This is a genomic window from Alkalibacterium sp. s-m-28, assembly GCF_054658175.1.
The window spans coordinates 1-14537 of the sequence record NZ_BAAGIQ010000058.1 but is presented as its reverse complement, the minus strand read 5'-3'; the positions used below and the strand labels follow the sequence as shown (position 1 = coordinate 14537).

The following is a 14537-nucleotide window of genomic DNA, read 5'->3' as shown; positions in this document are numbered from 1 at the left end:
AATTTCTGGAAAAAGTCATCCCTTGCGCCAGCACTTGACTTTTTTGGAAATTTTAACGAAAACCATTTGTGACGAAAGTAACAATCTATGGAAATCATTTATTCTAAGTTTTATGCAACACTAGTGATTGCTGACACCATTCGAGGCTTATATAAACCACATGAGTATGGAGAAGTTATTTTACCTTTTACGGTAATTAAAAGATTCCATGATACGTTACTTCCGACTAGAGATAATGGTTTAGAAAGATGATCTACGAAAATAATGTAGATAAAATAATTAAAAACAATGAATATACTACAATAATAAAACAACAATGTGGAAAAAATCGGTTGGCAGTTGTTTCAAAAATAACTAAAAATAGATAGTTACTACATACGAGGAGAAATTAATAATGATTACATCAGAAGAAATTAAAAGTCGTTTATGGGATGGCGCAAATGAACTAAGAGGTTCAATGGATGCGAGTCGTTATAAAGACTATATGCTTGGTTTAATGTTTTACAAATTTTTAAGTGATAAAACCCTTAATACGTTTAAAGAAAGTTCACAGTTAGGCAACGATATAAGCGAAAGAGAATTGGTTAAGGCTTACAAGGAAGCTCATGATGCTTATGGTGATGCATTAAATAATACGATTCAAAGTTTGCTTGGTTATTATGTGTTGCCAGAATACTTATATCAAACTTGGTTAATGGATATTAATAATGGAGAATTTGAAGTACAAAAGGTGACAGATAGTCTACATAATTTTGAGCGGACTATTGTTATAGAAGAAGGCGCAGATGATTTTAAGGGCTTATTCTCTAGCTCAACAATCGATTTGACCGATACAGCTTTAGGAAGTAATTTAAATGAACGTAGTCGAAATATTCAGAGTTTAATTCTACTATTTGCCGACTTAAACATGGTTGCTTTACAAAAAGGTGATATCTTAGGTGATGCTTATGAATATCTAATTGGGCAGTTTGCGATGGAATCTGGTGCGAAAGCTGGAGAATTCTACACGCCAAAGCAAGTAAGTGAGGTAATGGCTCGAATCGTTGCTAAATCTTCAGATGTTCGCTCGATATATGACCCAACAGTTGGTTCTGGATCATTACTTTTAACAGTTGCAAAACATTTAGATACACATGAACAAAAAAATCTTACTTACTATGGTCAAGAAAAGAACACAGCAACTTATAACTTAACACGAATGAACTTACTGCTTCATGGCGTTCGCCCTGAAAAGATGACGATTAAAAATGGCGATACCTTGGCTGAAGATTGGCCAGAAGATCCAGAACGACCAAATGAGGGCGTTCAATTCGATGCAGTAGTCATGAACCCACCATACTCTGTAAAAGGGTGGAATCGTTTTGACTTAACAGTGAGTGATCCGCGTTTTGAAGTGGCTGGAGTACTACCACCACCAAGTCGAGGAGATTTTGCTTTCTTACTTCATGGACTTTTCCACTTAGGGCAAGAAGGAACGATGGCGATTGTTTTACCACATGGTGTGTTATTCCGTGGTGGTGCAGAAGGAGAAATACGTCAACGCCTATTAGAGAAAAATTATATTGATACGGTAATTGGTTTGCCATCTAACATGTTTACTAACACTGGCATTCCGGTTGCAGTAATGATTTTAAAGAAAAATCGAACAATTAATGAACCGGTTCTCATGATTGATGCATCTAAAGAGTTTACTAAAGTTGGCAAGCAGAATGTCTTAGAAGAAAAAGATATCGCAAAGATTGTAGATACGTACACTTCAAGGGAAACCATAGATGGATACAGTTATAATGTTTCACGAGAAGAAATCATTGAAAATGAATACAATCTAAATATCCCACGCTATGTAGTGCAACCAGATGAAGAAATACCGCATGATGTGGATGCACATTTATACGGTGGAATTCCAAAAGAAAACATAGAAAACCTTCATGTACTAAACGAAATTGCACCGACTATTTTAAGAAATGCTTTAGAAGAGATTCGACCAAATTACTATGAGTTAAATCAAGAAATAGCTGAACTAACTGAAAGTGTTATAAATAGTGAAGAAATGAAAGAAAAAGCAATGGAAATGACTGAGCGAATTAATGCTTATATCAACCATTACTGGCCAATCCTAAAACAAGTAGATGATCCTGCAGAGGTTCGTCCATTAATGGAAGAAATGTTAGTAGAAATTAAAGAGATTCTTACTAACTTTAAGCATTTAAATGTTTATGATGGTTATCAGTTAGTCGCTGAACTATGGGAAAATTATCTAACAGAAGATGTAGAAAAAATATCAGCAGGTGACTTCTATGAACTAGGTCGCTCAAGAGAGCCAAATATCGTAACTAAAGGAACGGGTAAAAATAAGCGTGAAGAACAAGACGGTTGGATTGGAACGCTAGTACCAATTGATTTAATTCGCAAAGAACTCTATGCAGAAGAGGCAAAACTAATTGAAGAAATTGAAGCAGAGATTAGTGAAGTAGAGTCAGCACTTGATGAACTGGTCGAAGAAGCACAAGTGGAAGATTCCAATGAGAATGAAATTCTTGGTGAATCGTTAAACGCAAGCAAGAATTCATTCACTGTTGGAAACATTCGCAAAGAAATTAAGAACTATGAAGAAGATACTGAGGAATATGAATTAATTCAAAAAGTATTAAATCTCTTATCTAAACGCACAGAAATTACTCGAACCAGACGAGAGAAAACAAAGACACTTGATGAGAGAGTGCAAAATCATATTCTAGAATTAACAAATGAAGAGATTGATCAATTAGTCTATAAAAAATGGTTTGGTGATTTAATAAGAGATATGATTTTATTGATAGAAGAGCCATTGAAAAAAGAATTAGAAACCTTAAAAGAACTAGACACCCGATATAAAGATACTTTAGATGACCTAGACGCAGAATACAAAGAACTAGAAGCAAGCTTCAAAGAAATGGCCAGTCAATTGGTGGTGACAAAAAATGAGTAAAGAGAAATTAATACCAAAGTTGAGGTTCGATGAATTTGTTAATGAAGAAAATTGGATTAAGTATGAACTTGGAAACAATGCGATAATTAAAGGTCGTTTAGGATGGAAAAACTTAAAACAAGAAGAGTATGTGGATAGAGGTCCAGCAATGATTGCTGGAAGACATATAAATAATGGAATTATTAATTGGAATAAAGTAGACCATATACCATTGTGGCGTTATAAAGAATCACCAGATATCATGCTTAAAGAAAATGATATAATTTTTTCAAAAGACGGGTCACTTGGAAATCCAGCAATAATAAAACAATTGCCATCATTAGCGACTATTAATGCAACTATGATGTTGGTTAGAGTATCTGATAAAATTAATTCAGAATTTTTTTATCAAATATTGAACGGTAGTCAATTTAATGAATTGATTAATATTAAAGTTTCTGGATCTAGTATTCCTCATTTATTCCAAGCAGACATGGAGAAATTCAGCTTCTACTCTCCTGAAATTTTAGAACAAGAAAAAATAGGCAAGTTCTTTAAAAAGCTTGATCAAATGATTCAATTGCAACAATCGAAAGTAAATAAAGTAAAAGATATTAAATCTGCTTATCTTTCGGAGATGTTTCCAAAAGAAGGAGAAAAATATCCGAAGAAACGATTTGAAGGGTTTAAAGAATCATGGAAAGAATATAGTTTAGGCGAGGTAGGTAATTTATATCAGCCTCAAACGATAAGTAGAACATCTCTGCAATCAAGTGGAATACCTGTATTTGGTGCAAATGGATATATTGGATATTACTCAAATGCAAACCATGAGGAAGATCAAATTACTATATCAGCACGAGGTGAAAATGCAGGAAATCCTAGCTATGTAGTTGGCCCGGTTTGGATTACTGGTAATTCAATGGTTGTAAATGTAGATGAGAATACAAATATTAATAAAAAATTTTTGTATTCCTATCTCTCATCTCAACGACTAGAGAAATATATCACAGGGGGAGCCCAACCACAACTAACTCGTGATGTATTAAATAAAGTACCTATTCAAATACCTTCATTCTTGGAACAAGAAAAAATTGGTCAGTTCTTTAAGAATTTAGATAATCAAATTTCAATAGAAGAAGAAAAACTTTCAAAGTTAGAGAAACTAAAACAAGCTTATCTAAACGATATGTTTGTTTAGAAAGGGGGAAGCTATATGCAACAAAAAACATCATCAGAACAAGCATTTCAAGATCGATTTGTTCGTGAATTAGAAAAATATAAATGGAAAGCACCTGACCATTTAGATGGAAATAAACAACGCGTAACGGTCAATCACTTAATTGAAAATTGGCGTCATGAACTGAATCGGATGAATGCCGATCAATTAGAAGGAGTTCCTTTAAGTGATGCAGAGTTCGAACAAGTTATGGCAAAGGTAAAACAAATTGATAATAGTTATGAAGCAGCCAAACTTTTAGCGATGGAAGGATCAACTGGAAAAATTGATGGAATTTACCGAGATGATTATCCGGGTATTACTCGCCAACAAATTACGTTAACGATTTTCAAAAAATCTCAAGTCCGTGGGGGCGATTCAAGCTATCAAATCGCTCGCGAAGTGGAGAGTGAGAATGGGAATCGCTTTGATGTTGTCTTGTTAATTAATGGCTTGCCGTTAATTAACATTGAACAAAAGCGAACTGATAAATCTTTAGACGAAGCTTTCGAGCAGTTTAAACGCTATTACCGTGATGGAGAATTTGTCAATAATTTCATGGCATTCTCACAAATGATGGTCATAATGTCTGAGGTAGCGACTCGTTACTTTGCGACTCCGAAATCTATTAATGACTTTAATAAAAGTTTTGTCTTTCAGTGGGCTGATGCTGATAATAATCCAATCAATGATTGGCAGAAAGTGATTGAACATTTTTTAATGATTCCAATGGCTCATCAGTTAGTTGGAGACTATTTAATTATTGATGAAGCCCAAGATGAAGAAAACCGAAGACACATGATTATGCGTCCATATCAGGTTTATGCTTTACAAGCAGTTGAACGAGCTGCTTTAGGCTGGAGTGAAGATGGTATTCGACATGGAGGATATGTATGGCATACAACCGGTTCAGGAAAAACTATCACCAGTTTTAAAACAGCTTTATTCCTTTCTACTCGAGGTGGTTTTGATAAAGTGGTGTTTCTTGTGGACCGTCGTTCACTAGATGCAGCTACAAGCGCAAACTTTAAAGCGTATGCTGCTTATGAAGCTGTAACGGTTGATGACACCACGCATACATATCATCTAAGAAAGAAAATGCTTTCTAAACAGCGTGGAATTATTGTGACGACGACTTTTAAACTGGATTCTTTAGTGAAAGATTTAAAAGATAATGAGAATTATAGTCTAGCCGATAAAAAGATTGTATTTATTATTGATGAGGCACATCGAACCACTATGGGCAAAATGATGGTCAATATTAAGAGCTACTTTAAGAAAAATGGGCTTTTTTATGGGTTCACTGGAACACCATTGTTTGATGAGAATAAATCAACTGGAATGATTAATGTTCAAAGTGAAGTCATTGACACTACTGAAAAACTTTTCGGTCCAGAATTGCATAGTTATACGATTGACCAAGCCATTCGTGATGGGAATGTTTTAGGGTTCCATGTGGATTATATTAATACAGGCGAGTTCGAAGATTATTCTAGTCTAAGAGAAGATTTAGCGGATAAAATTTTAAATAATAAACCCGAACTTGGAGAAAGAGCAATTGAGCGAGAGTTACTTAGCAAGTCAAATGCTGAAATTGAACAAATGGCTATCAAAGAACAATTATTAACTTACCATGATGAAACGCATATTCCTCGAGTAGTGGAAGAAATTCTTTCGAATTGGGAATCCCAATCGCAAGAAAAATTCTTTAACGCTATTTTGACTGTTGCTTATAAGGATCGAGTTATTGCTTACTATAATGAATTTAAGAAAGCTTTAGCTAAGATGGATTACGATTTAAATGTCGCGATGACTTTCAGCTTTGGAAATGAAAATGATCCAGACGGCATCTCACCAGATGTAATTAAACAAATGTTTAAAGATTACGGAGAATTCACAGGTATTGAGTTTCGCGTAGAAGATGGCGACAGTTATTTCAAAGATTTAGTGGTCCGATCGACTCGTGGAGGTAGTGGTCGCAATCCGCGAAATATTGATTTAATTATTGTAGCAGATCAATTACTGACAGGCTATGATTCAAGGTATGTGAATACTTTATATGTAGATCGATCACTAGAGCTTCAAGGTTTAATTCAAGCTTATTCAAGAACCAATCGAGTACAAGGTCCTATGAAAGAGTTTGGAACGATAATTAATTACAAATATCCAGCTATGACAGAAGAGCAAGTGAATCGTGCACTTACACTGTATGGGTCTGGTGGAACAAGTAGTCTTGCAATTGTTGAACATTATGAGGTTGCTGTTCATAAATTTAAAGAGGCAGTTGAATGGATGGAAGAAGTACTTCCTGATCCAACAAATTGGGCAGATTTAGAAACAAATAATGAACAATTGGATAATTTCATAGAATCATTCACGCATGCAAATCAACAGTTAAATACTGTTCAGCAGTATTATGAGTATGAATGGAATGATGCAGAATTTGGGATAGATGAGCATCAGTGGATGAAATATATTGGTGCTTATAAAAACTTAAAGCCCGAAGAAGATGACACTGAAATCTTACCAGTTCAGCCCTTAGTTGGTCGAGTTAAATTGTCAGGTACTCAAGTCATTGATGCGGATCATATTCTAGGATTGATTGGGGATCGTGTAGGCAGTAAAGACGGTATTCAAACAGTTGATACAGAGACTTTACGTATTATACATCAACAAATCCAAGAGTTAAGTGACATGGGTGAAGATGATCAAGCGAAACTCTTAAAAGAGTTTGTGGATACTGAATTAGTAACCGGAAATTTATCTAGTAATTCGCGTTTTGATGACTTATTTGAAGAATGGAAAGAAAATAAAGTCCAAAGAGAAATTGATGAAATTGCGAAAGATTGGGGACTTGATGCGAACTTATTATCTGAATCTGTTAAAGAATATTCTTTAAATAAAAAAGAAGTTATTCCTTATATTGAAGACCTACAACGAAGTGTTAATTATAAAGAAGCTAGAAAACCAGCAGATAGTCCATTGATACACACTATGCAGCTTGTACAGACATTGCCAGAGTATATGGTAGAGATAAAAAAGAAGTATGAATAGACAAATAAATTATTAGGTAAAAGCTAATCGATTAACTAAACCCCATATCCACTAATGAAGGATATGGGGTTTTCTTGAAATAAACAGCATTTTAAATTTAATATGAGAGTAGGTGAAGTTATGACTATTGGAAAATTAATTGAAGTAGATATTAGAGACCTTTGGGAACATGAGCAGTATGACTTTTCTAACTGGCTTTCAAAATCTGAAAATATAGAAGAACTTAATAATATTGTTGGGTTAACTCTTACAGATATTGAAAAAGAAGCTTATGTCGGTGCATATCGTTGTGATTTAGTAGCAATTGATGAGCCGACAGATACAAAAGTTATTATTGAGAATCAACTAGAGGACTCAAATCATGATCACTTAGGTAAGATAATTACCTATGCTTCTGGTTTAGATGCGGAAGTTATTATTTGGATAGTCAAAGAATGCTAGAGAAGAACATAGAAGTGCAATTGAATGGTTAAATAATAATATGGTAAAGGAGATAAATTTTTTCTTAATTGAACTTCATGCATATAAAATAGGTGATTCTTTACCAGCACCAAAGTTTGAAATTATAGAAAAACCGGCGTATTGTAAAATGAAACGCAACAATTAAAAAAGACATGAAGATTCGGTATACTTAAGTCACCACAACAAAGTATAGGAGCGAATCTTCATGTCACACACTCATTTTAACACAAAGAATACCAAAGGACATTTGAAATTTAAAGAGCGTGAGTTAATTGAAAAATGGCTAAACGAAGACAAAAAACAAGCTGAAATTGCTCGACTACTTGGACGTGACCGATCCACCATATATCGAGAAATCAAACGCGGAAAAGTCCCGCAAATTATTAACGGTAAAAAAGTGGTGCTTTACCGTGCTGACTATTCGGAGACAAAGTATCTACAAAACAGGCAACGCAGTCAATCCAAAGGATTGAAAGCTTTCTCTGGTCGGTTTTGGTATAAACTAAAAAAAGCGCACCATAAAGGCTGGTTTAAAGGTAAGGACCGTATTCACAACATTAAAACCTTTGTTAAGAAATATGCACGACACAACCCGAAAGAAAAAGTTCCTTGCTTTAAAACGGTTTACCGCTATATTAGGGAAAATGCATTGCCTATCAAACCACATGATTTGCCGGTGATGTATCGCTTAACTCCTCGTAAAAACAAGAAGAGTAAGCCTAAAGGTCAAAATAAAAAAGTGCTTGGACAAAGTATTTCTGATCGTCCCCCACAGGTTTTAGACCGTATTGAATTTGGTCATTGGGAAGCGGATTTAGTCAAAGGCAAAAAAAATAAAGAAGAACCCGCAATCATCACATTACTAGAAAGAAAAACGCGTTATGCACTCACAATGAAAATTAGAGATTACTCTAGTGAAACTGTCCTAACCGCTTTTAAACGTATTTTAAGCGCCAATCCAGAGGCCTTTAAGACTATTACGTTTGATAATGGATCTGAGTTTTCAAAAGTATCTGAACTTGAAACTGACCGTTTGTCCATCTATTTCTGTCATGCTTATTCTTCCTGGGAAAGAGGGTCAAATGAGAACTTCAATAAATTACTTCGAGAGTTTATACCTAAGGGGCTTTCCCTCCATCAGTTTACTTCAGAATCCATCATCGAAGCAGCTGATAGAATTAATAAACGCATCAGAGAAGTCTTGGATTTGGAATCGGCAGTTGACTGTTATAACCAAGAAATAGCACAATTAAAAAGTGACTTAAGCTAGCCCGGATCGAAACCGATTAAGAAGCGAATTTTTTTCACCCCCATGGGGGTGACCCGTTCACTTCCTAATTAAATGGTCTATGTCTTGTTTTAATAAAAGTGTTGCGATTGATTTGACAATGGAAGTTATAGAAAAACCTAATGATTTTATAAAAAGTACTAAGTCAATAAAATCTGATATTGAGATGAATCGATCCCAGGCTGAACGATTAAATTTCTGGACACAATTTAATGATGTAGTTTCTAAGAAAGGTAGACCATTCAATACTAGAAAAGCTTCCCTCGATCATTGGTATGATGTTTCTATCGGTACAAGCGAAGCACATATTAGTATCACACTAGTTAATAAAGGTGGATATATTGGTGTAGAATTATATATCAGAGACAACAAAGAGTTATTTGATGAATTGTATAATGAAAAAGAAGAGATAGAAAGACAGTTGCCCTTCTCATTGGACTGGCAAAGATTAAATAATAGAAAAGCAAGTAGAATCATTACAAAAATTGATGGTCTAAATTTCGATAGTCAATCAAATTATTTTGAGTTAATGAATGAAGTAATTTCAAGAGTAATTGCAATGCGGAAAGTTTTCAAAGAATATTTAACTTTTTAAAAATATTACTACAGGTAATTATTGATTAGATTACATTAACTCTGAGTGATGTGGTACAGTTTTTAAAAAATGAAAGTGAGTGATGAAGGTGGAAAACACCGAAATTGAATATGATTATTTGGTTGATAATTTGTCAAAATATATTGAAATAGTAGAAAGCTTGCAAAAAGATGCTTATACCCAAACAAAGAGACCTATACTCTATAGAGGTGAAACTGATAATTATTACCAGCATAATAACAATCAACCCTATTTTAATGCATCAGCGTTTAGAGAAAGGTCAGTTGAAGGTTACGAGGGGTATGAGAAGGGAAAAAACTTACCTTTTCAAAATAATATAGAGTCTTTTAAGTATGAAGTATGGGCTGAACTTGATGACGATACAAGAAATAGCTTTTTAGCTTATTCACAACATCATGGTATAAAAACAAATTTGATAGATTTTTCTTTAAATCCTTTAATTGCTCTCTATTTTGCGGTGGAAAGTTACATAGATAACTTAAATAATAAGCGCATAAATACAGAGAAACCAGGATATGTTTATATACTTGATGTACCAGTACTTGACGTAACTCCTTTATTTGAACAAACTGGTGAAACGAATTTACTAGATATTATAACTACTAATGACAAAGACCTTCTTGATATGATAATTAACTTATTAGGGGATTTTTCCAAAGATAATAATGAATTCCTTGAACAACATTTTTACTTACTTTGTCAAGATTACTACAGGAATGCTCATGATGATGAAAATGAAGAGTTAGTAATTGAGAAGGGGAATGATGAGGATTTAGTAAGTCAAATAGTTGAAAAAATTGTACAGTCTGAGGAACACAGATATATCAGGGATTTTTATAATAGTTATCATACAGATGGGCCACTCTATCTTTATTACTTAATTGTTTTAAGAGGGTATATAGAACTAAAAAAAGAAAAATTTTTACCTATTGGACGAGAATTTTCGGGAGCTATTCCTATGGTTTATAAGCCTATTATGAATTTCAAAAGAGGCACTAACCAAAATGGAATATTTTTATATCAAAATTACACTGTATCTCCTGGAGGTTTTTTATTAGATACTCAGCTAATTAAGCCAACAAAAATAATAAAAGTAGAAAACAAAGGAGAAATTATTAGATCATTAGATAATATTAATATAAATAGTAAATTTATTTATGGGGATCATTCTAGCATTGCTCAATATATAGAAAATAAATATCAAGAAGTCAAAAGAGCACAAGAAAGTTTTAATGAAGAATACTATAGAGCGCTAGGAAAAGAGTTACAAATAAAAAAAGAATTTTGATTGTATTTTTTATAATAAAAGAAGATAATTATCTAGAAGGTGAACACCATGTCAAATTTTATTTTTTGGCTTAATAATAATCCTTTAACAAATACAATAATTAGTGGAATTATTGGTGGGGGAATTACTTATTTCTATACAGTGTCTAAAATGAAAAAGGAAAGAAAAATAGAATATGAGAAAAGCGTGGGCTCTAAAATTTCTGATTCTCTTTTTGCTGTAAGAGAAGTAATTAAAGAAGCTAATGTACAAGAAATATATGATGCCGATAATAAACTTGAAATAGAAGCTAGGACTACAGAGTTAGGCAAATTGGCCATCTATCCAGCAATACTCAATGATAAAGATTCACTTTTGGATTTTTGGGAAAAGATAAATAACGTTAGAATGGAACGTGAACTTTATTTAAGTTACACATCTTCTGCCTACTTGTTATATATGTCACATTACCTTACGAAATTAATTCAGTTTCTAGGCATTTTTAATAAGGTAAGCTATCCACTGGTCGGTACTATATTAATATTTGATATTCAAAGTTGGCAAAGATCTTTTGATAAACATTTAGTTAAAGAAATTAATAATAATCAGCTAAAACTAACAAGTAAAACTGGAAAAAAGTGGGAAAATGTAAAGGAAAAAATAACAGACAAATTTTGGGATAGCAGTTTATTGAAACAAATAATCAATGACATAGATACTAGCACAGAAGATATTAATGTTGAAATTCTAAATTACATAGAAGATTACATTATAAACAAATAAGGATACTCTATTTAAATAAGGTGTGTATATCCAAGGAGTGATTAACCTGAAAGAAAAGTCCCTTGAAAAAAGAATAAACAACAACCTGAATAATTCATACCTCTAAATGTGGATAACTATTTCTATTAAACTCACTGCTTTTTTAGACATTTTTAAGTATTAACTGTTTATCATGCCACTTTATATCCTTCTCGATTAGATCGAAAAGCGGTACATTGATCTTCTAACTTAGTATCTATGATTTGTTTGAATGAATCTAATTTACTCGGATATGTCCTCCTTGTTTTAGGTTTATTACCTTGTAACGCTTCTTCATACGCTGCTTTAACCGTACGATAGTCACATCCGTATTGTTCCGCTAACGCAGTATAATTGGGCTTTATGCCATCAATCATATGTTTTTTCACTCCTTCTCTAATATCTCTTCTCATTCCTATTCCTATTCCACTCCAATTCTATAGGGGATAAGAAGAGTATATAAAAAATGTAGGAAAACCAACAATTTTACATTGTCATTTTCCTACATTTTATAACTGTTCTTTACAACTGGGAATAATATAACAGTTTTAAGTGCGTTATGCCAGCTTTTTAATTTTGTCATTCGTTCTATTTGGGTCATATTTGGTTGGAAAATTTCGCTCTCAGACATTAAAGCTTTTAATTCATTTAAATCTTTCCAATAATCAACAGTTAATCCAATGAGATAGGCAGCACGAGACGGCCGTCCTTCAGAACGTTCATCATCCGCTCTTTCTGATTCAGCCCATAGTTGATCGCTGTGCCAAGTTTGCCATGCGCAGTTAGAGATTCACACCAGTCAAAAAAAGGCTTCAAGCTTCGGCTTCACTAATTCCAGGCTCTGGTCATACCGTTCGCTAACGGATAAGTCATTGAGGGACTTATCCAAAATAGTATGCATTATTAAATCAATAGCTGTTTCAAAATCATGTATAATAACTTCATAGGTAACTGTGACCAGAGAGGGGAGAAAACTCATGTCAGAGCCATCGATTGTTCCGGCCGGCGACTGCGCACTTCGTGTAGTATTTGAAGATAAAATCGACCCATCAATTAATCAGCTAGTAAACAGTCTGGACAAGAAGCTGACTGAGTTGTCTATTCCAGGAGTGACTGAAACGATCTCTGCTTTTCGTGTCTTGACAGTTTTATATGATCCGGAAATCACGGACCTGAACACTCTTTCTAAAACGATTCGCCAGCTTCTGTCGCATCATGATAACCTGGAAAGCCGAGAAAAACGAGTAGTACATATTCCTGTGTGTTACGATAAAGCCTTCGGAGCAGATTTAGAAGATTTATCCCGGCATTCTGGCTTATCAATCGAAGATATCATAGCTGTTCATTCCGGAAGAGATTATCTAATTTACATGATGGGCTTCCTTCCCGGCTTCGCTTATCTTGGCGGACTGGATCCTTCCCTGCATATGCCGAGACTCGACACGCCTCGTACATCTATTGAAGCGGGGGCTGTTGGTATTGCCGGTAGTCAGACTGGGATGTATCCGATGGCCTCTCCAGGAGGATGGCGGCTGATCGGATCGACACCTGTGACCCTTTTTGACCCTAAACGTGATACCCCCTTTCTTTACGAAACAGGAGATTACATTCGATTTGAACCGGTGTCCAGAGAAGACTATGACCAGATCAAAGCGGACTGCCGAGAAGGAATATACAAGTGTCAAGTGACGATGGAGGTGGTCGAACGTGGGCATTTGGGTAACCAGTAGAGGGATGCAGACGACCGTTCAGGATAAAGGACGGACTGGATTTCAGCGATACGGTTTTTCGGTATCTGGAGCGATGGATCAGATTGCTTTCAAACTGGAAGCACTGATCGAAGAACACCCGAACCATAGACGTTCGGCACATCTCATGCGTTTAATTGAAGCCATAAGAGAAGAGGGCGTATACGGCGAGGAATCACATGGCGTGGCGGATGAGATCTTAGAAGAAGAGTTTGAAACACTCTATGCCGAGATGGCTGTCGAATTAGGTCTGGAAGAGCCTGAAACAGATGGCGAGGAAGAACCTGAAACAGACACGAATGAAGACGTTGATGACGGCGAATAAGCCCAGAGTTAGTTAAATAATGAAAGGGGCGAACCCATGAGAATACGACAGATAAAGGATATACGCCGTTTATTTACACCAACGTCTAAACGTAAGATGTCTAAACAGAAGAAACGGGGGTTGATCTTAACCCTATCAACCCTTTTGTTTGTAGGCGGTATTTGGGGCCAAGCGGAAGACGTGTCAGCTAATGCGCCCGATTCATATATACGTCAGCAATTGACTAACGCCTTCAATAATAATTCCACGACATATACCTATAGGGGTTAATTCTCTATTCACGGTGGGGCGAGTAATACCATTCACAGGTGGGGTCGCTTTGATGACCCACGACCAAACATTACCGTACAAAATTCGTTGTATCACCCTAGAAGATTTAACTACCGGAGCTATCCGTTCATTGAGATGTACAGTCCCCTGGCCAACTGGGGGTTTGTCCCCGGGATTGTGGCACAATGGGATGGGGGCATGTACAGTGTAGCATCAGGTGTAGGTGCCGGATGGCAGCGTAGCGCAAGGGTAGACTATACACGGCATAAAACAGTGCCTGAAACACGTGGGGTGACCATATCCGGCTATGATCACGTAAATGGTAATGAATATTGGGTCAGACAAGGGAATTCCGTACAGGCACGCGTTCACGGACGACAAGACTTTAACGGAACAAGATGGCGTTGGAATGATTATCAGTTTTCCGAGCGAGAAAACCCACGGTTTCAATCGTGGGATGATAGCTCGGCAGGGATGAGGGTTCGCTTTGGCGAACTCGAAAGCCCTGTGATATATTCGAATATTTTTTGAGTATGTTCG

General features: G+C 35.3%; 13 protein-coding genes. 11 read left to right on the top strand and 2 right to left on the bottom strand.

Annotated features, from left to right (window positions below):
• The first annotated feature begins 87 nt into the window (after window positions 1–87).
• The 9 genes from ACYQ4S_RS08360 to ACYQ4S_RS08320 all read left to right on the top strand — a co-directional run bounded on the left by ACYQ4S_RS08360 (window position 88) and on the right by ACYQ4S_RS08320 (window position 11636).
• Entirely contained in the window at window positions 88–252 is a 165-nt protein-coding gene (locus tag ACYQ4S_RS08360) for a type I restriction-modification system subunit M N-terminal domain-containing protein (protein ID WP_459770533.1), read from the top strand.
• A gap of 142 nt (window positions 253–394) precedes the next feature.
• Window positions 395–2968 (top strand): type I restriction-modification system subunit M, encoded by a 2574-nt coding sequence (locus ACYQ4S_RS08355; protein ID WP_459770531.1) that lies wholly within the window; start codon window positions 395–397, stop codon window positions 2966–2968.
• Window positions 2961–4148, top strand: coding sequence for a restriction endonuclease subunit S (locus ACYQ4S_RS08350; protein WP_459770529.1), 1188 nt, complete (start codon window positions 2961–2963; stop codon window positions 4146–4148). Before ACYQ4S_RS08355 ends, ACYQ4S_RS08350 begins: the two co-directional genes overlap by 8 nt.
• A gap of 15 nt (window positions 4149–4163) precedes the next feature.
• Complete coding sequence (locus ACYQ4S_RS08345; protein WP_459770527.1) at window positions 4164–7220, top strand: type I restriction endonuclease subunit R; 3057 nt, start codon at window positions 4164–4166, stop codon at window positions 7218–7220.
• A 120-nt stretch (window positions 7221–7340) separates the two neighbouring features.
• Window positions 7341–7661, top strand: a complete 321-nt coding sequence (locus tag ACYQ4S_RS08340) for a hypothetical protein (protein WP_459770525.1) — start codon at window positions 7341–7343, stop codon at window positions 7659–7661.
• A 226-nt stretch (window positions 7662–7887) separates the two neighbouring features.
• Complete coding sequence (locus tag ACYQ4S_RS08335; RefSeq protein WP_459770524.1) at window positions 7888–8952, top strand: IS30 family transposase; 1065 nt, start codon at window positions 7888–7890, stop codon at window positions 8950–8952.
• A 118-nt stretch (window positions 8953–9070) separates the two neighbouring features.
• On the top strand, window positions 9071–9565 hold the full coding sequence (locus tag ACYQ4S_RS08330) for a DUF4268 domain-containing protein (RefSeq protein WP_459770522.1): 495 nt from the start codon (window positions 9071–9073) through the stop codon (window positions 9563–9565).
• 88 nt (window positions 9566–9653) lie between these two features.
• Window positions 9654–10874: an FRG domain-containing protein gene (locus ACYQ4S_RS08325; protein WP_459770521.1), complete on the top strand. Its 1221-nt coding sequence runs from the start codon at window positions 9654–9656 to the stop codon at window positions 10872–10874.
• Window positions 10875–10922: 48 nt separating this feature from the next.
• Window positions 10923–11636: a hypothetical protein gene (locus ACYQ4S_RS08320; protein ID WP_459770519.1), complete on the top strand. Its 714-nt coding sequence runs from the start codon at window positions 10923–10925 to the stop codon at window positions 11634–11636.
• Between the two features lie 170 nt (window positions 11637–11806).
• Here ACYQ4S_RS08320 and ACYQ4S_RS08315 read toward each other — a convergent pair whose 3' ends face one another.
• Together ACYQ4S_RS08315 and ACYQ4S_RS08310 are read right to left on the bottom strand one after the other, a co-directional pair.
• Window positions 11807–12067 (bottom strand): hypothetical protein, encoded by a 261-nt coding sequence (locus ACYQ4S_RS08315; RefSeq protein ID WP_459770517.1) that lies wholly within the window; start codon window positions 12065–12067, stop codon window positions 11807–11809.
• Window positions 12068–12326: 259 nt separating this feature from the next.
• Complete coding sequence (locus tag ACYQ4S_RS08310; protein WP_459770515.1) at window positions 12327–12470, bottom strand: hypothetical protein; 144 nt, start codon at window positions 12468–12470, stop codon at window positions 12327–12329.
• Between the two features lie 161 nt (window positions 12471–12631).
• Here ACYQ4S_RS08310 and pxpB point away from each other — a divergent pair, with 161 nt between their 5' ends.
• Together pxpB and ACYQ4S_RS08300 are read left to right on the top strand one after the other, a co-directional pair.
• Entirely contained in the window at window positions 12632–13384 is a 753-nt protein-coding gene (pxpB, locus tag ACYQ4S_RS08305; protein ID WP_459770513.1) for a 5-oxoprolinase subunit PxpB, read from the top strand.
• Window positions 13362–13727 carry a hypothetical protein gene (locus tag ACYQ4S_RS08300; RefSeq protein WP_459770512.1) on the top strand — a complete coding sequence of 122 codons (366 nt, stop codon included), beginning with the start codon at window positions 13362–13364 and terminating at the stop codon, window positions 13725–13727. Before pxpB ends, ACYQ4S_RS08300 begins: the two co-directional genes overlap by 23 nt.
• Window positions 13728–14537: the final 810 nt, after the last annotated feature.

Coding starts and splice junctions, on each gene's coding strand:
- ACYQ4S_RS08360 (WP_459770533.1), top strand. CDS start 88: ATGGAAATCATTTATTCTAAGTTTTATGCAACACTAGTGATTGCTGAC.
- ACYQ4S_RS08355 (WP_459770531.1), top strand. CDS start 395: ATGATTACATCAGAAGAAATTAAAAGTCGTTTATGGGATGGCGCAAAT.
- ACYQ4S_RS08350 (WP_459770529.1), top strand. CDS start 2,961: ATGAGTAAAGAGAAATTAATACCAAAGTTGAGGTTCGATGAATTTGTT.
- ACYQ4S_RS08345 (WP_459770527.1), top strand. CDS start 4,164: ATGCAACAAAAAACATCATCAGAACAAGCATTTCAAGATCGATTTGTT.
- ACYQ4S_RS08340 (WP_459770525.1), top strand. CDS start 7,341: ATGACTATTGGAAAATTAATTGAAGTAGATATTAGAGACCTTTGGGAA.
- ACYQ4S_RS08335 (WP_459770524.1), top strand. CDS start 7,888: ATGTCACACACTCATTTTAACACAAAGAATACCAAAGGACATTTGAAA.
- ACYQ4S_RS08330 (WP_459770522.1), top strand. CDS start 9,071: ATGGAAGTTATAGAAAAACCTAATGATTTTATAAAAAGTACTAAGTCA.
- ACYQ4S_RS08320 (WP_459770519.1), top strand. CDS start 10,923: ATGTCAAATTTTATTTTTTGGCTTAATAATAATCCTTTAACAAATACA.
- ACYQ4S_RS08315 (WP_459770517.1), bottom strand. CDS start 12,067: ATGAGAAGAGATATTAGAGAAGGAGTGAAAAAACATATGATTGATGGC.
- pxpB (WP_459770513.1), top strand. CDS start 12,632: ATGTCAGAGCCATCGATTGTTCCGGCCGGCGACTGCGCACTTCGTGTA.